General features: G+C 61.8%; 13 protein-coding genes. 11 read left to right on the plus strand and 2 right to left on the minus strand.

What is annotated here, in order from left to right:
- Positions 1–351: 351 nt before the first annotated feature.
- A complete protein-coding gene (locus tag JOE34_RS05430; protein WP_010408443.1) occupies positions 352–1,065 on the minus strand; it encodes a cupin domain-containing protein in 714 nt (237 codons plus the stop codon).
- A 298-nt stretch (positions 1,066–1,363) separates the two neighbouring features.
- Positions 1,364–2,221, minus strand: coding sequence for a GNAT family N-acetyltransferase (locus JOE34_RS05435; RefSeq protein WP_010408441.1), 858 nt, complete (start codon positions 2,219–2,221; stop codon positions 1,364–1,366).
- Between the two features lie 534 nt (positions 2,222–2,755).
- On the opposite strand from JOE34_RS05435, the gene JOE34_RS05440 reads away from it, so the two are divergent.
- The 11 genes from JOE34_RS05440 (at position 2,756) to JOE34_RS05490 (ending at position 15,790) form a co-directional block, all read left to right on the plus strand.
- A complete protein-coding gene (locus JOE34_RS05440) occupies positions 2,756–3,424 on the plus strand; it encodes a haloacid dehalogenase type II (RefSeq protein WP_010408438.1) in 669 nt (222 codons plus the stop codon).
- Between the two features lie 66 nt (positions 3,425–3,490).
- Positions 3,491–4,765, plus strand: coding sequence for an FAD-binding oxidoreductase (locus JOE34_RS05445; protein ID WP_010408434.1), 1,275 nt, complete (start codon positions 3,491–3,493; stop codon positions 4,763–4,765).
- 93 nt (positions 4,766–4,858) lie between these two features.
- Entirely contained in the window at positions 4,859–6,496 is a 1,638-nt protein-coding gene (locus JOE34_RS05450) for an ABC transporter substrate-binding protein (RefSeq protein WP_010408429.1), read from the plus strand.
- Between the two features lie 31 nt (positions 6,497–6,527).
- A complete protein-coding gene (locus JOE34_RS05455; RefSeq protein ID WP_003318112.1) occupies positions 6,528–7,484 on the plus strand; it encodes an ABC transporter permease in 957 nt (318 codons plus the stop codon).
- Positions 7,481–8,359, plus strand: coding sequence for an ABC transporter permease (locus JOE34_RS05460; RefSeq protein WP_003425791.1), 879 nt, complete (start codon positions 7,481–7,483; stop codon positions 8,357–8,359). Before JOE34_RS05455 ends, JOE34_RS05460 begins: the two co-directional genes overlap by 4 nt.
- Before the next feature lies 1 nt (position 8,360).
- A complete protein-coding gene (locus JOE34_RS05465) occupies positions 8,361–10,202 on the plus strand; it encodes an ABC transporter ATP-binding protein (protein WP_003318114.1) in 1,842 nt (613 codons plus the stop codon).
- Entirely contained in the window at positions 10,199–10,510 is a 312-nt protein-coding gene (locus JOE34_RS05470) for a (2Fe-2S)-binding protein (protein ID WP_010408411.1), read from the plus strand. The genes JOE34_RS05465 and JOE34_RS05470 overlap by 4 nt, the downstream gene beginning before the upstream one ends.
- On the plus strand, positions 10,489–11,898 hold the full coding sequence (locus JOE34_RS05475; RefSeq protein WP_209995188.1) for an FAD-dependent oxidoreductase: 1,410 nt from the start codon (positions 10,489–10,491) through the stop codon (positions 11,896–11,898). The genes JOE34_RS05470 and JOE34_RS05475 overlap by 22 nt, the downstream gene beginning before the upstream one ends.
- Positions 11,895–13,064, plus strand: a complete 1,170-nt coding sequence (locus tag JOE34_RS05480; RefSeq protein WP_209995190.1) for an FAD-binding oxidoreductase — start codon at positions 11,895–11,897, stop codon at positions 13,062–13,064. The genes JOE34_RS05475 and JOE34_RS05480 overlap by 4 nt, the downstream gene beginning before the upstream one ends.
- Positions 13,061–14,218 carry an acetylornithine deacetylase gene (gene argE, locus JOE34_RS05485; RefSeq protein WP_003425778.1) on the plus strand — a complete coding sequence of 386 codons (1,158 nt, stop codon included), beginning with the start codon at positions 13,061–13,063 and terminating at the stop codon, positions 14,216–14,218. The genes JOE34_RS05480 and argE overlap by 4 nt, the downstream gene beginning before the upstream one ends.
- Before the next feature lie 114 nt (positions 14,219–14,332).
- Entirely contained in the window at positions 14,333–15,790 is a 1,458-nt protein-coding gene (locus JOE34_RS05490; RefSeq protein ID WP_209995192.1) for an NAD-dependent succinate-semialdehyde dehydrogenase, read from the plus strand.
- The last annotated feature ends 285 nt before the right edge of the window (positions 15,791–16,075 follow it).

The raw sequence follows: 16,075 nt of genomic DNA on the forward strand, positions 1-16,075 counted from the left end.
CGTGCACGCGCTATCGCCCGATTAAGATCCGCCATGTATCAGCGCACAGAAAGTGCGCTGTCCACCTGAAGGTGTTTATGTCGATGACAGTCGGAGGATGACCCTATACTAAAAAGCAGGGGTGACTCCGCTGAACGGGTTAGAAGAAAAGATTAGTTTCCTGCAATCCGTTGAGATGTTTTAGCACGTGAGATGGGAAAGAAAAGTAGGAAACTTCTGATTCTTTGCAAATCAGTTAATGAAGATGATTGCTCTTGTCTTTTAGTATCGAGTTGGATTAACTGCGCTGGCAGAAGTTGTAAGTGTGCAGATTAAAGCGCCCCTCAGAGCTGAAGGGCGCGACAACGTGTCTCACGTCACCGCATAAAACTTGCGCACATACGCAGTGCTGGTCCACTTGCAGGGCGCGCCTTGGGCGACGAATACGGTGTCGCCGGTGTTCACGGTCAGGCTCGGGCCGTTTTCCAGACTCAGCTCGACGCTGCCTTCGATCAGGTTCATCAGTTCATGGATCTTGTGCGGCCGCGAGATGCGTTCGTAGGGCGTCGAGTCCCACACGCCGATACGCAGGGTGCTGGCGGTGTCTTCGAAGAGGTTGTTGCTGCGGCATTGTGGCAGCGCGCTGATCATGATCGCCGGGTCTGGCGGTGAAGACGGCGTGAGCATGGCGAGGCGGTCGAGCGCGGTGATGCCGGGTTTGTCTGGCCCGCTGGCCTGGGTGGACGCGCAGAACGCCCAGAGGCTGTCCGGTTGCGCGTCGATACGTACTTGAGTGCCGCGACCGATCACGGCACTTTCACCGGTCTTGATGGTGAGGCTCTCGGTGCCGGAGGTCAGGGTGACGGACCCCCGATGCATCACCAGCATTTCGGTGTAGGGGTAGGCTGCCACTGACAGTGACGTGCCGAAGTGCACGAGGCCGGCCGCAATGCCCTGATCATCGATGAACGCTGTGCGGCGTTCATTATCGAACGAGTCATGCGCATCGATGGGGCCAGTGGTGAATTCGGTGTCGACCGGGCTGAGGTCAGCGCGGGCCAATAGCAAAACAGTGGGTTGGGGCATCGGGTCGGGCTCCTGAAGTTGAAGCGTTGATGATCGTTCCCACGCTCCGGACTCAGCGTTATACACAAATCCGCTTTTGCTTCTGGCCGGAGGCCGTAGGAGCGAACTTGTTCGCGAAAGGGCCGGTATAATCGCCTGTCTTCGCGAACAAGTTCGCTCCTACGCCCTGCGGGCAGAAGCCTGAAAGGCACGTATTCTGGGCTCTCCAGGACTTATGTATAACGATGAGCGCTCTGCGTGGTAATGCATTTCGTGACGCTCTGCGAGAGCATTGGCACGATGAGGTGCTTACGGGCGATCAGCCGATCGCCTGGGTAATCAGCGCAAACTGGCGCACGCCCTGAGTGGCTCGCGGGACTGCGCCCATGCTCATGCAGGTCACGCTGTCGACGCGCTTGAGGCCGGCTTCCTCCAGCCAGTCAGCCAGGCCGCTGTCGGTCGGGATGTCGATACGTACGAAGGCATAAGGCACGCGGGCCAGCAGCTCTCCAATCATGTGCCTGGCCTGGTCAACGCCCTGGGCAACAACAGGGCCGATGCACAGGCCACGACCGAACGGGCGCAACAGGGCAAAGGCCTGCAACTGACCGTCGCGCTCAATGCCGACAGCGTATTCAAGGTTGTTCAGCACATCGCCCAGCGTCACCGAGCGGTCCATACCCGAACCGGCGTTGGCCAGTTCCAGCACACGAGGGTGGTCAGCCTCGTTCAGCCCCCGGCAACGTTCCTGTGCCTTCAATTCGGTGGTGTCGGGCGGTTGCGCCTGCCCCTGACGCTGCTGGATCTCGCCAAAGCTGACGAACCCCATCTTCGCGTAGAGCGGCGCACCTGCCAGCGTGGCGTTGAGGACCGCCGTGCGGGGCGCGACGCTGCCGACGGCCAACTCCATCAGCTTGCGACCAATGCCCTTGCCCTGGTAATCGTCACTGACGATCACCAGGCCGATGGTGGAAAACTCGCCCTGATGACAGGCAAAGGCACTGCCGATCAAACGCCCATTGTGTACCGCGACAAAGCCTTGGGCGACACGCTGCAGCATGGCCCAGTCCTCAAGTCGATGCGGCCACTTCAGGGCGATGGATAACTCATGAGCGTTGCCGACATCGGCTGCGGTCATGGGGCGAAATTCAAAGTCGAGGCGTTGCTGAGCGAGCATGACGTGTCTCCGTCCAGAAGGATGCACAGGCAATAAAAGGTTGCTGCAGATGCTCTGTATCCCACCTGTGGCGAGAGGAGACAAGAGGCTGGCGAGCATTCGGCAGATTCCACAAAGTGCCGTTCGCCAGACCACAGTTACTGCTTAAATCAGCCGGGCCTCCGGCAGCAAATGCTTAGGGTTTTTACCACGCGTTCAGGCTCTTTATATAGCTGCCGGCATTTGTCACTCGCCGAGCGCTGGCGCGGCGCAGTTTCTGCGGCGCAAACCCGCGTGTTTGAGCCCGAGCGCCCTGAAAAGGGTCACAAAAGCGCCGAAAACCGGGCTCTGCCCAAGGCTGGAGCGCCCCGCAAAGTCTGCTGAGCGCGCACCTCAAAACGGTGGTTTCTATCAAGCAGCCATCACTTTTAACGCCATATGCTGATTTCACGGTGTTGTAATGAGGTTGTGCTGCAGCGTGCATCACCGCCCCTGGATATCAGGCCGGATTGCTCGTCATGCCATGACCTCAACGAACTTTCAGGACCGCACACAATGAGCTTTCTTCGACCAAAATTCATTACGTTCGACTGCTACGGCACGTTGACCAATTTCCATATGGGCACCATGACGCGCGAGCTGTTTGCCGACCGCGTTCCGGCTGAACAGATGGATCAGTTCGTCAGGGATTTTTCGGCGTATCGTCTGGATCAGGTCATGGGTGACTGGATGCCATACGACGAAATCCTGAAAGTCGCACTGGCGCGCACCTGCAAGCGCTGGAACGTTGAATACCGCGAAGAAGGCCAGCTGTATTACGACGCCGTGCCAACCTGGGGTCCACATGCCGATGTGCCCGCCGGCCTGTCGAAAATCGCCGACAAGATCCCGCTGGTGATTTTCTCCAACGCCAGCGACAGTCAGATCATGTCCAACGTCGAAAAGCTCGGCGCACCGTTCCATAAGGTGTTCACCGCTGACCAGGCCAAGGTCTACAAGCCGCGTCTGGCAGCCTTCGAGTTCATGCTCGACAACCTGGGTTGCGGTCCGGAAGACATCTTGCATGTGTCCTCGAGCTTCCGTTATGACCTGTTCTCGGCCCACGACATGAAAATCAAAAACAAGGCCTTTGTGGCTCGCGGTCATGAACAGCCCGCCAACAGCTTCTACGAATACCACCAGATCCCGGATATCGGCGGACTGGCCGGGCTGGTCGGCCTCTAGGCTGGGCAACCCGCGCAAAACCGGCATTTTTCAAGGTGCTCTTCGATGAGTGACAAGGGGAACGATATGCGCAGTGAGTCTTACTGGCTCGATACGGCTCCAGACTTTACCGGCGCGCAGGACGGCGCAGTGGAGGGGCAGGCTGACGTGGTGGTGGTCGGTGGCGGTTTCACCGGCCTTGCGGCGGCGCGTGCATTGGCCTTGAAAGGTGCCAGCGTGGTGGTTCTGGAAGCAGGCCGGGTGATCGGCGAAGCGTCGGGCCGCAATGGTGGACAGTGCAATACCGGCGTGGCCCAGGACTACGCGTCGTTGAGCGCAACCCTGGGTGCCGATCAGGCACGCGAGTATTACAAGGCTTATGAAAGCGCGGTGCAGAGCGTCGTGACCGTAATCGAGGAGGAAAACATCGCCTGCGACGTCAAGCGTAACGGCAAGCTCAAGCTGGCGGCCAAGCCAGGGCATTACGAAGGACTGGCGCGCACCTGCGAGCTGATCCGCCGCGAAGTCGATGCTGACGTCGAGCTGCTATCGGCTCAGGACGTGCGCGCCGAAATCGATTCGAACGAGTTTCACGGTGGCCTGCTGCAGCGCAACGGCATACAGATGCATGTCGGACGTTTCGGTCTGGGTCTCGCCGATGCGGCCGTGCGCCATGGCGCAAGGGTGTATCAGAACGCGACGGTAAAAGACTGGAAAGCCAACCGTGGCGGCTTTGTGGTCAACACCTCGAAAGGCTCGATCCAGGCCGGCCAGCTGATGTTGGCGACCGGTGCCTGCCAGCATGGCGGACTGGGCTGGTATCGCCGGCGCATCGTGCCGGTCGGCAGCTTCGTCATCGTCACTGAAGTATTGCCGCAAGCGCTGATCGACCAACTGTTCCCCCACCAGCGCGCTTACGTGACCAGCCGTTTGATCGGCAACTATTTCCGCCTCACGCCGGACAACCGCCTGCTGTTCGGCGGACGCGCACGCTTCGCCATGTCCAACAGCAGCTCAGACGCCAAAAGCGGCAAGGTGTTGCAGGCGGCCATGGTGCAGATGTTTCCGCAACTGGCACACGTCAAGGTCGACTACTGCTGGGGCGGGCTGGTGGACATGACCTCCGACCGTTTGCCGCGTGCAGGCGAACACAACGGGGTCTTCTATTCGATGGGTTACAGCGGTCACGGTGTGCAAATGTCGGTGCACATGGGGCGAATGATGGCCGAAGTCATGGAAGGCAAGGCACAGGCCAATCCCTGGAAAGACCTGAGCTGGCCAGCCATTCCCGGCCACTTCGGCAAACCATGGTTTCTGCCGCTGGTAGGCGCATATTACCGCTATCAGGACAGCCGCCACTGAGTGTTCGTCTGACCGTCATCGTGTGTGCTTGAAGGACGCTCCGGCCAACCGTGAGCAATTCGGAATTTTCCCTTTTCGACAGGTAGAACTGATATGGCTGATAAAAAAACCGACTCCGCGTTGATCACAGGCCAAGACAGCCTGCGGGTTTTCGAAGGTCTCAATCGTGGCCTGTCACGGCGCGATGCGTTGCGCATGCTGGGTGTTGCAGGCGTAGTTGCGGCGGGCTCCACCAGCCTGTTCGGCGCGGCCGGCAAGGTCTTTGCCGACGACGCGGATGCCCCTGTCAAAGGCAAACCGGGCGGCCGCATTCGGGTTGCCGGCATGTCCAGTTCTACCGCCGATACGCTGGACCCGGCCAAAGGCGCGCTGTCCACCGACTACGTGCGTCATTTCATGTTCTACAACGGCCTGACGCGTTTCGACAGCCATCTGGTGCCGCACATGGAGCTGGCCGAGAAGATCGAAAGCGACAACGCGACGGTCTGGACCGTGACCCTGCGCCAGGGCGTGACCTTCCACAATGGCAAGGCGCTGACCGCTGGTGACGTGGTGTTCTCCCTGTCGCGCCACAAGGATCCGGCCACCGGTTCGAAAGTCATGCCACTGATGGCGCAGTTTTCCGAGATCAAGGCCACCGGCCCGCTGGAAGTGCAGATCACCCTCAGCTCGCCAAACGCCGAGCTGCCGTCGATCCTCGCGGTCTCGCACCTGCTGATCGTGCCTGAAGGCACCACCGACTTCAGCAAAGGCATCGGCACCGGGCCGTTCACCGTCAAGGAATTCAACCCTGGCGTGCGCTCGGTCAGTGCGCGCAACCCCAACTACTGGAAGCCGGGCCTGCCGTACCTGGACGAGATCGAATTCATCGCCATCGCCGACGAGCCATCGCGGGTCAACGCGCTGCTCTCCGGCGACGTACACATGATCAACGAGGTCAATCCGCGCTCGACCACACGCATTGCCGCCAGCGCCAGACACCGGGTGGTCGATGCCCCGTCCGGCAACTATACCGACCTGATCATTCGTCAGGACCAGATGCCCGGCAAGAGTCCGGAATTCACCGAGGCCATGAAGTACCTGCTGGACCGTGAGCAGGTCAAATCAGCGGTGTTCCGTGGCTATGCTCGCGTCGGTAACGACCATCCGATCTCGCCAGGCTCGCGCTACTTCAACGCTGACCTGCCACAGCGCGCCTACGACCCGGAAAAAGCCAAATTCCTGCTCAAGAAAGCCGGCATGGAAAGTATCACCATGGCCGTGGCGGCGTCGCCTGCTGCGACCGGTTCGGTGGACATTGCCGTGCTGCTGCAACAGTCCGCCAAGCAGGCCGGCCTGACCCTCAACGTCAACCGTCTGCCAAGCGACGGCTACTGGTCCAACCACTGGATGAAGCATCCGCTGAGCTTCGGCAACATCAACCCGCGCCCGAACGCCGACGTGATCTTCTCGCAATTCTTCCAGTCCACAGCGCCGTGGAACGAGTCCGGCTGGAAAAACGACCAGTTCGATCAGTTGCTGGTGCTGGCCCGTGGCGAAACCGACGACGCCAAGCGCGGCAAAATGTATGGCGACATGCAGGCTCTGGTCAGCCAGAACTGCGGCGTCGGCATCCCTGTGTTCATCAGCAACATCGACGGTGTGGACAAGCGTGTCCAGGGCTACTCCAGCAACCCGCTGGGCGGCTTCATGGGCTACATGTTCAGCGAGCAGGTGTGGCTGGACGCGTAATTGCAACGCTGAACCGAGCAGGAGGACGCAGATGAATAGCAACACACTCTGGTTGATCGTGCAGCGCTTCGGCGCGGCGATCGTGACGTTGTTGATCGTTTCCATCGTGGTCTTCGCCATTACCGCGGTGTTGCCTGGAGACGCAGCGCAGCAGGCCCTTGGGCAATTCGCGACGCCTGAACAGGTCGCGGCGTTGCGTATCAAGCTGGGCCTGGATCAACCCGGTGTGGTGCGTTATCTGCATTGGTTGACCAACCTGCTCAGCGGCAACCTCGGCGAATCGGTCTCCAACGCGATGCCGGTCTCCGAGCTGATTGCCGGACGCTTCCCGAAAACGCTGATGCTGTCGGCCACCACCGCGCTGGTATCGGTGCCGGTAGCGCTGGCGCTGGGGATTGGCGCAGCGATGTACCGCGGCAGTCGCCTGGATAGCGCGCTGAATTTCATCACCCTGTCACTGGTCGCCGTGCCGGAGTTTCTGGTGGCAACGCTGGCGGTGCTGATTTTCGCCGTCAATCTGGGTTGGCTGTCCGCGCTGTCCTACGGCGCCGATGTCAGCTCGCCTTGGCAGTTCATGCGCACCTACGCGTTGCCGGTGATGACCCTGTGCTGCGTGATCGTGGCGCAGATGGCGCGCATGACTCGCGCTGCGGTCATTGACCAGCTGGACAGCGCGTATGTGGAAATGGCGCGCCTCAAGGGCGTCAGCCCGGTGCGTATCGTATTGCGCCATGCCTTGCCGAACGCCATCGGACCGATCGTCAACGCCGTGGCACTGAGCCTGTCGTACCTGCTCGGCGGCGTCGTCATCGTCGAGACCATCTTCAACTATCCCGGCATCGCCAGCCTGATGGTCGATGCCGTGACCAACCGTGATATGGCCCTGGTGCAGGGCTGCACGATGCTGTTCTGCTCCGCTTACCTTGGGTTGGTGCTGATGGCCGACCTGTGTGCAATTCTTTCCAATCCGAGGCTGAGAAACCAATGACTCAATTCATTGCGAAATCGACGCCTGCGGCGCCGCAACCGGTGCTTCGCAAAAAGGTGTCCCGTCCGACCTCATGGCTTGGCCTGCTGGGCGCAACGGTGTGCTTCATCTGGTTGATGGTCGCCCTGTTCGGCCCCTGGCTCGCACCGCATCCGGTGGGCGAAGTGGTCTCCGACAACATGTTCGAAAACATGAGCGCAGCCTATCCATTCGGTACTGACTACCTGGGTCGCGACATGCTCAGCCGCGTATTGGTCGGCGCGCGCTTCACCGTCGGCCTGGCATTGATTTCTGCCGTACTGGCCAGCGGCATCGGGACGCTGTGCGCGCTGCTGTCGGTGGTCGCGCCAAAATGGCTGGACGAAATCATCAGCCGCCTGATGGACGCGTTCATCTCGATCCCCAGCAAAATGCTGGCGCTGATCATGGTCTCGGCATTCGGCTCGTCCGAGGTGCTGCTGATCTGCACGGCGGTGCTGAGCTACACACCAGGCGCGTTTCGGATCGCGCGCAGCATGGCGGTGAATATCGAGGCGCTGGAATACGTGCAAGTGGCACGCACACGCGGCGAGGGCCGTATCTACATTGCCTGCCGGGAAATCCTGCCGAACATGCTCAACCCGGTCATGACCGACCTGGGCCTGCGCTTCGGCTTCATCGTCTTGCTGCTCAGCGGCATGAGCTTTCTGGGGCTCGGTGTACAGCCGCCTGACGCCGACCTTGGCTCGCTGGTCCGCGAGAATATCGGTGGCCTCAGCCAGGGCGCGCCGGCCATCGTGATCCCGGCACTGGCCATCGGCACCCTGACCATCGGCGTGAACCTGCTCATCGACCGGCTGGCCTCGCGGCGTGGTCGTCGTTCGGGAGGGCATTGAGATGAGCCAGTTGATTCGTGTGCAAGACCTGCGCGTAGTTGCCGATGGCGACCATGGCGAGCTGGAGATTGTCAAAGGCGTCAGCTTTGCGCTGGAAAAAGGTGAAGTGCTGGCACTGATCGGCGAGTCGGGCTCCGGCAAGACCACGATCGCGCTGGCTCTGCTGGGTTACGCCCGACGCGGTTGCAAGCTGGCCGGCGGGGTGGTTCAAGTGGGCGAGCACGACATGCTCAGCCTGCCCGAAAGCCAATTGCAGGGCCTGCGTGGCAATCGCGTTTCCTACATTGCGCAAAGCGCCGCAGCGGCCTTCAACCCGGCGAAAAAGCTGATCGATCAGGTGATCGAAGGTGCGTTGATTCACGGCCTGGGCAGCCGCGCGGAACTGGAAGCCAAGGCGGTCGAGCTGTTCCGCGATCTGGCCCTGCCCAATCCGGAAAGCATCGGTCGACGTTATCCGCATCAGGTCTCGGGCGGTCAGTTGCAACGCGTCATGGCGGCCATGGCGCTGATCAGTGATCCGTTGCTGGTGATCCTCGACGAACCGACCACGGCACTGGACGTCACCACGCAGATCGACGTGCTGCGCGCATTCAAGCGGGTAGTCCGTGACCGGGGGGCCACTGCGGTTTATGTCTCCCACGACCTTGCGGTGGTGGCGCAGATGGCCGATCAGATCGTGGTGCTCAACGGTGGGCAGATCATCGAAACCAGCAGCACCGCCGCGCTGCTCAAGGGACCCGTGGATGCCTACAGCCGCAGCCTGCTGGCGGCAGCGCGTCCGGATAAAGTGCTGAGCCCGGCCAGCGAAGTGGCCAAGGACAGCACGCTGTTGACCATCACGGGCCTGACGGCGGGCTACGGCAAGAAGAACCTGCAGGGCATGCCGATGATTCGCGTGCTGGAAGACATCGACCTGACCATCCGCCGTGGTCAGGCCATCGGCGTGATCGGCGAGTCAGGCTCGGGCAAATCGACGCTGGCCCGTGTGGTCGCCGGTCTTCTGGACCCGGCGCATGGCAGCCTGACGTTCGACGGTGCCGAGTTGTCCGGCACCCTGGCGGGTCGTACCGAAGAACAGTTCCGGCGCATCCAGATGGTGTTCCAGAACGCCGACACCGCACTCAACCCGATGCACAGTATCAGCGCAATTCTGGCGCGCCCGCTGAAGATGTATTTCGGCCTGAAGGGCAGGGCCCTGCGCGAGCGCATCGATGAACTGATGGACCTGGTGCGCCTGCCCCGCGAGCTGGCCGAGCGGCGTCCCAACGAACTCTCGGGCGGGCAGAAACAACGCGTCAACCTGGCTCGCGCGCTGGCGGCCAAGCCGGACCTGATTCTCTGTGATGAAGTGACCTCGGCACTGGATACCGTGGTGGGTGCCTGCATCCTTGAACTGCTCGGCGAACTGCGCCGCAAGCTCGGGGTTTCCTACCTGTTCATCAGCCACGACATCTCCACCGTTCGCGCGCTGTGCGACGACATCGTGGTGATGTACAGCGGCCACAAGGTCGAAGAGGGCAGCCGCGAAGCCTTCAGCCGAATGCCGTTCCACCCCTACACCGATCTACTGGTGCATTCGGTGCCGGAACTGCGTCAGGGCTGGCTGGAAACCTGCGGTGTAACCAGCGGCAACCTGCCGCCCATCAGCGCACCGGCCAACAATCCGGAGCTGTGCACCTTCCTCAATCGCTGCCCGGCCCGAATCGAAGGCCTGTGCAACAAGACCGCGCCGGGCCGCCGCGTGATCGCAGGTGGCAGCGAAATCCTTTGCCACCGCGACAGCGACGAGCTGCAGGCCGTGCAAGAAAATCTGAATCCTGAAATCGTCGGAGCTTACGCATGAATGGCCGTTTTGTGAGGCTGGGCGAGCGTGATCGCCCGGTCGTGAGCCTGATGGTCGATAGCGCGCCTATCGAGGCATTACAGGGCGATACGCTGATGGTGGCGTTGCTGACCCGCAAGGCCACGTTACGCCAGTCCGAGTTCGACCCGGGACGCCGTGCAGGTTTCTGCCTGATGGGGGCCTGCCAGGATTGCTGGGTCTGGACCCGCAGCGGTGAGCGGCTGCGCGCCTGCTCAAACGAAGTCCGCGACGGACTCGACATCGTCACCACCCAACCGGAGGCGAAATGGCCACTTCTTCACGGTTAGACGTTCGCAACCCTGGCAGCCCGAGAGTGGTCATCATCGGCGCCGGCCCGGCAGGCACCCGCTGCGCCGAAACCTTGCTGGCTGCGGGCATCAAACCGATCCTGATCGACGAAAACCGGCGTGACGGCGGGCAGATCTATCGCCGTCAGCCAGAAGGCTTCAAGCGCGATTATTCGGCGCTGTATGGCACCGAAGCGGCCAAAGCGCGTGACCTGCATGAAAGCTTCGATCGCTTGCGCCCGCAGATCGATTACCGCCCCGACACCCTGGCCTGGAACCTGACCCACGGCGAGCTGTGCTGTGCCAGTCAGGGCGTACACACCGTGGTCGAATACGACGCACTGATCCTGTGTGCCGGGGCCACCGACCGTCTGATGCCGATCAAGGGCTGGCAGTTGGCAGGCACCTACAGTCTGGGCGGCTCGCAGATTGCGCTGAAGTCGCAATCGGTCTCGATTGGCAGTCGCGTGGTGTTCATGGGCAGCGGTCCGCTGCTGTACCTGGTCGCCAGCCAGTACGTCAAAGCCGGTGCCGACGTCGCTGCAGTGCTCGACACCTCACCGTTCGGCAAACGCGTCAGCGCGATGCCCAAATTGCTGGCGCGCCCCGGTCTGCTGTTCAACGGCATGAAACTGCTGGGCCAACTGTACAGCGCCGGGGTGCCGGTGCATCTGGGCGTGCAGCCCGAGGAAATCATCGGCAGCGAACAGGACGGCGTGACCGGCGTGCGTGTGAAGCTGGCCAATGGCACCGCGCTGAACGTCGATTGCGATGCCCTGGCGCTGGGTTATCACCTGCGTCCGGAAACCCAGCTGGCTGATCTGGCCGGCTGCCAGTTACGTTTCGACGAAGCGTCCGGGCAATGGCTGCTGGCAGTCGATGAAGAGGGACGTACCTCAGTCAAAGGTTTTTACGCCGCAGGTGACGGCGCGAAGATTCGTGGCGCCGATGCGGCGGAACAGGCCGGGCGACTGGTGGCGATGGCGCTGCTGGAAGACCTCGGTCAACCTGTGGATAACTCGCGTCAGGCAGAAGTGCGCAAGAGTCTGGTGGCGATGGACCGCTTTCGGGTCGGGCTGGCCGAAGCGTTTCCGTGGCCTGCGGCCCAGGCGACTGCCTTGCCCGATGACGCCATTGTCTGCCGCTGCGAGATGATCAGCGCAGGCGAATTGCGCGGCGTCGTACGAGAAAAGGGCGCCTGCGAAGTCAACCGCGCCAAGGCTTTCAGTCGCGTCGGCATGGGCCGCTGCCAGGGCCGTTACTGCTCGCAGGCCGGGGCCGAGGTGATCGCAGCCGAAGCAGGCGTGCCGGTCGAACAGGTCGGTCGTCAGCGCGGTCAGGCACCGGTCAAACCGTTGTCGATGCTGATCGACGAGGTGACATCATGAAGCAGCCAAAAGTGGACGTACTGATTGTCGGCGGCGGCTTCATGGGCTCGGCATCAGCGTTCTTTCTGCGCCAGCGCGGCAAGTCAGTGACGCTGCTGGAGCGCGACGTGATCGGTCAGTACGCCAGCGGCGTGAACTTCGGCAACGTGCGACGTCAGGGCCGGCATCTCGGTCAGCTGGAACTCGCCAACCGCTCCAGAGCGTTATGGCAGCGGCTGCCGGAGCTGATCGGTGAAGACCTGGAATTTCTGCCCAGCGGCCACATGCGCGTCTGCTATCGCGAGGACGAAATCGCCGAGCTGAAAGCCTACGCAGCAGCCCCGGAAGCCCGTGAGCTGGACCTGAAAATCTACAGCGGGAAAGCGCTGCACGAGCGCTTTCCGTTTCTTGGCCCCGACGTGAAGGGCGGGTCTTATGCCCCGCACGACGGCCACGCCAACCCGCGTCTGGCGGCACCGGCCTTCGCCCGCGCCGCGATTCGGGCCGGGGCGCGGATCGAAGAGCGTACCGAAGTGGCCCATGTGGAAAAGGTCGGTAACGAATTCGAAGTCACCACCACTGACGGGCGCATTTTCAGCGCCGATCAGTTGCTGATCACCGCTGGCGCCTGGGGACAGAAACTCTCCACGCAGTTTGGCGAGTCCGTGCCGCTGGACACCCATGGTCCGCAGATGGCCGTGACCGAGCCGGTGCCGTATGCACTGTCGACAGTGATCGGCGTGTTCACCAAAATCCCTCACGAAGTGATCTACTTCCGGCAGATCGCTCGCGGCAACATCATCATCGGCGGGGGTTTTCGCAGCAAGCCGGACATGATCAACCACCGCGCCTATGTCGAGCCGCGCAGCATCGTCAATCAGGTGCAGCAGATGCGTCGCCTGTTGCCCGGTGTCGGCAACCTGAACATCATCCGCGTGTGGAGCGGCATCGAAGGCTACACGCCGGACTCGCTGCCGGTGATGGGCCGCAGCGGCAAGGTCGACGGGCTGTTTTATGCGTTCGGCTTCTGCGGCCACGGCTTCCAGCTCGGCCCGGGCGTCGGCGACGTGATGGCCGAGTTGATCAGTACCGGTGCTACCAGCACCTCGATCAGCCCGTTCGACATTCGCCGTTTTGACGTCAGCCTTGTGGATAACTTCACCGAACAGACGAGTAAAGCCTCATGAGCCCCCGCGCACTGGAAATCCTCAAGCGTCTGATCGCCTTCGACACCGTGTCGTCGGAGCCGAACATGGCACTGATCGAATACGTCCGCGAACTGCTGGCCAGCAAAGGCATCGAGTCGCTGATCGTCAAGGACGAGACCGGCAAGAAAGCCAACCTGTTCGCCAGCACCGGCCCGCGCGATGTACCGGGCGTGCTGCTGTCCGGCCACACCGACGTGGTGCCGGCTGCCGGTCAGGCGTGGACCATGCCACCGTTTCAGGCAACCCTGCGTGACGGGCGCATCTACGGCCGTGGCACCTGCGACATGAAGGGCTTTATCGCCCTGGCTATCGACGCAATGCTCGATGCCGCAGACATGACCCTGATGCGCCCGCTGCAATTGGCGCTGTCCCACGACGAAGAGATCGGCTGTGTCGGTGTGCGGCGGCTGCTTGACGTCCTGCACCTGGCACCGGTACGTCCGTTTCTGTGCGTGGTTGGCGAGCCGACCCTGATGCAGTTCGCCGTCGGCCACAAGGGCAAGGCGTCCTATCGCACCTTCTGTCGAGGTCAGGAGGCGCATTCCTCACTGGCACCGCGCGCGGTCAACGCGATTCACCTGGCCAGCGATTTCATCGCCGAACTGCGCAAGAGCCAGAAGCAGATCGAACAGCAAGGCGCGCGTGACGAGGGTTACGACATCCCTTACAGCACCGTACACATCGGCCGTATCGATGGCGGCAAGGCGCTGAACATCGTGCCCAATCTGTGCACCATGGAATTCGAGTACCGCAACCTGCCGGGCGACAACCCCGATGCGTTGCTGGAGCAATTGCGCGAGCGTGCCGAGGTGCTGGTACGTGAAGCGCGACAGCTGTCGGGGGTGGCAGACATCGAGATCGAGGTCATGAACGAATACCCGGCGCTGGAGACCCATCCAAGCGTTGAGGCAGTGCGCCTGCTGCATGCGTTTGCCGAACCGGGCACACAGCACATCAAGGTCTCGTATGGCACCGAGGGCGGTCTGTTCGCCGGGCGCCTGAACGTGCCGGTGGTGGTCTGCGGGCCAGGCTCCATCGAGCAGGCGCACAAGCCGGACGAGTTTATCGACGAGAGTCAGATGGACGCAGGCGAGCGCTTTTTGCAGAGTCTGCTGGGGTCGTTGAAGCAGTAGAGGCTGCCGTCCGCAGGCAAATTTCAGCATCGGACGCTGCCGTTATCGCGCTTTCAGCATCCTGGACTGTGGCGTCTGCCTAGACTGGCAGTCATCCCGGAACAGGACTTGATCATGCTCAAGAATCAGTTGAAAGACCCCAGCCTGCTGGTAGACCGCGCCTACGTCGATGGGCAATGGATCAGCGCTGACGATGGTGCCACCCTGACCATCAACAACCCGGCCACCGGCGAGGCGCTGGCGCAGGTGCCGGCCCTGCAGGGCGTCGAAACCCTGCGCGCCATCGAAGCGGCTGATCGCGCCTGGCCGGCCTGGCGCGCACGTCCCGCAGCCGAACGCGCGGCGCTGCTGGAGCGCTGGCATCAGGCGATGCTCGACAACGTCGAAGACCTGGCGCTGATCATGACCTTTGAGCAGGGCAAGCCACTGAACGAGTCGCGCGGCGAGATCCGCTACGGTGCCAGCTTCGTCAAATGGTTCGCCGAGGAGGCGCGCCGCTCGTACGGTGAAACCATTCCCGCGCCCAGCGCAGACCGTCGCTTGATGACCCTCAAGCAACCAGTGGGTGTCTGTGCCGCGATCACACCGTGGAACTTCCCCAACGCCATGATCACCCGCAAGTGCGCGCCGGCCCTGGCTGCCGGGTGCCCGATCATCGTCAAGCCATCGGACCTCACGCCCTTGTCAGCCTTGGCGCTGGTGGTGCTGGCCGAACGCGTGGGCATTCCTGCCGGGGTGTTCAACGTCATCACTGGCATGCCCACCGGGATTGGCGAAGAGCTGACCAGCAACCCGGTAGTACGCAAGATTTCCTTCACCGGTTCGACGCCGGTCGGCCGTCTGCTGATGCGCCAAAGCGCCGAACACATCAAGCGTCTGAGCCTGGAGCTGGGCGGCAACGCACCCTTCATCGTGTTTGACGACGCGGACCTGGAACAGGCAGTGACGGGCATCATGCTCAGCAAATTCCGCAACGCCGGGCAGACCTGCGTGTGCGCCAACCGGATTCTGGTGCAAAACGGCATCTACGACCGTTTTGCTGCACGGCTGGTGGAAGAAGTGAGCAAGCTCAAGGTCGGCAACGGTCTGGAAGAGGGCGTGACCATCGGCCCGCTGATCAATCAGGCGGCGGTCAGCAAAGTCGCCCGGCATATCGACGATGCGCTGAGCCAGGGAGCGAAACTGCTGCACGGCGGTTCTCCCGACGGCACCAGCCAGTTCGTCCAGCCCACGGTATTGGGCGATACGCACGCGGGCATGCTGCTGGCCAACGAAGAAACCTTCGGCCCGGTCGCACCGCTGATGCGCTTCACAGATGAAGCCGAAGCCCTGGCACTGGCCAACGCCACGCCTTATGGCCTTGGTGCGTATTACTTCACCCAGGACCTGCGCCGTTCATGGCGTTTCGGCGAGGCGCTGGAGTTCGGCATGGTCGGCCTCAACACCGGCATCATCTCCATGGAAGTCGCCCCGTTCGGCGGCATCAAACAATCCGGCCTGGGCCGCGAAGGCTCCAGCTACGGACTGGATGAATACCTGGAAGTGAAGGCGTTTCATGTGGGTGGGTTGTAGAGGCGGAGAAAACAGCAAGTCCCCTTCGCGAACAAGCGAAGCGTCGCCCGGTTCGCTACGGCCTGCGGCCAGAATCAAAAGCAGACCGTATTCGCCTTGGCTTCTGCCCGAAGGGCGTAGGAGCGAACTTGTTCGCGAAGACTGGCGTTCACACAACCTGGCTTGCGGACATAAAACGCCCGTTTTCGAGGATCAAAGCGCGAAGCGCGAAGCGCGCAACCATGCCGTTGAGGTCGATTGCCAGGCGTGGCAGTTGAGGCAGCTTTCGCGAACAAGCGAAGCGTC

This window comes from Pseudomonas sp. PvP028, assembly GCF_017832255.1.
In the GTDB taxonomy this organism is placed as follows: domain Bacteria; phylum Pseudomonadota; class Gammaproteobacteria; order Pseudomonadales; family Pseudomonadaceae; genus Aquipseudomonas; species Aquipseudomonas syringae.

Coding starts and splice junctions, on each gene's coding strand:
- JOE34_RS05430 (WP_010408443.1), bottom strand. CDS start 1,065: ATGCCCCAACCCACTGTTTTGCTATTGGCCCGCGCTGACCTCAGCCCG.
- JOE34_RS05435 (WP_010408441.1), bottom strand. CDS start 2,221: ATGCTCGCTCAGCAACGCCTCGACTTTGAATTTCGCCCCATGACCGCA.
- JOE34_RS05440 (WP_010408438.1), top strand. CDS start 2,756: ATGAGCTTTCTTCGACCAAAATTCATTACGTTCGACTGCTACGGCACG.
- JOE34_RS05445 (WP_010408434.1), top strand. CDS start 3,491: ATGCGCAGTGAGTCTTACTGGCTCGATACGGCTCCAGACTTTACCGGC.
- JOE34_RS05450 (WP_010408429.1), top strand. CDS start 4,859: ATGGCTGATAAAAAAACCGACTCCGCGTTGATCACAGGCCAAGACAGC.
- JOE34_RS05455 (WP_003318112.1), top strand. CDS start 6,528: ATGAATAGCAACACACTCTGGTTGATCGTGCAGCGCTTCGGCGCGGCG.
- JOE34_RS05460 (WP_003425791.1), top strand. CDS start 7,481: ATGACTCAATTCATTGCGAAATCGACGCCTGCGGCGCCGCAACCGGTG.
- JOE34_RS05465 (WP_003318114.1), top strand. CDS start 8,361: ATGAGCCAGTTGATTCGTGTGCAAGACCTGCGCGTAGTTGCCGATGGC.
- JOE34_RS05470 (WP_010408411.1), top strand. CDS start 10,199: ATGAATGGCCGTTTTGTGAGGCTGGGCGAGCGTGATCGCCCGGTCGTG.
- JOE34_RS05475 (WP_209995188.1), top strand. CDS start 10,489: ATGGCCACTTCTTCACGGTTAGACGTTCGCAACCCTGGCAGCCCGAGA.
- JOE34_RS05480 (WP_209995190.1), top strand. CDS start 11,895: ATGAAGCAGCCAAAAGTGGACGTACTGATTGTCGGCGGCGGCTTCATG.
- argE (WP_003425778.1), top strand. CDS start 13,061: ATGAGCCCCCGCGCACTGGAAATCCTCAAGCGTCTGATCGCCTTCGAC.
- JOE34_RS05490 (WP_209995192.1), top strand. CDS start 14,333: ATGCTCAAGAATCAGTTGAAAGACCCCAGCCTGCTGGTAGACCGCGCC.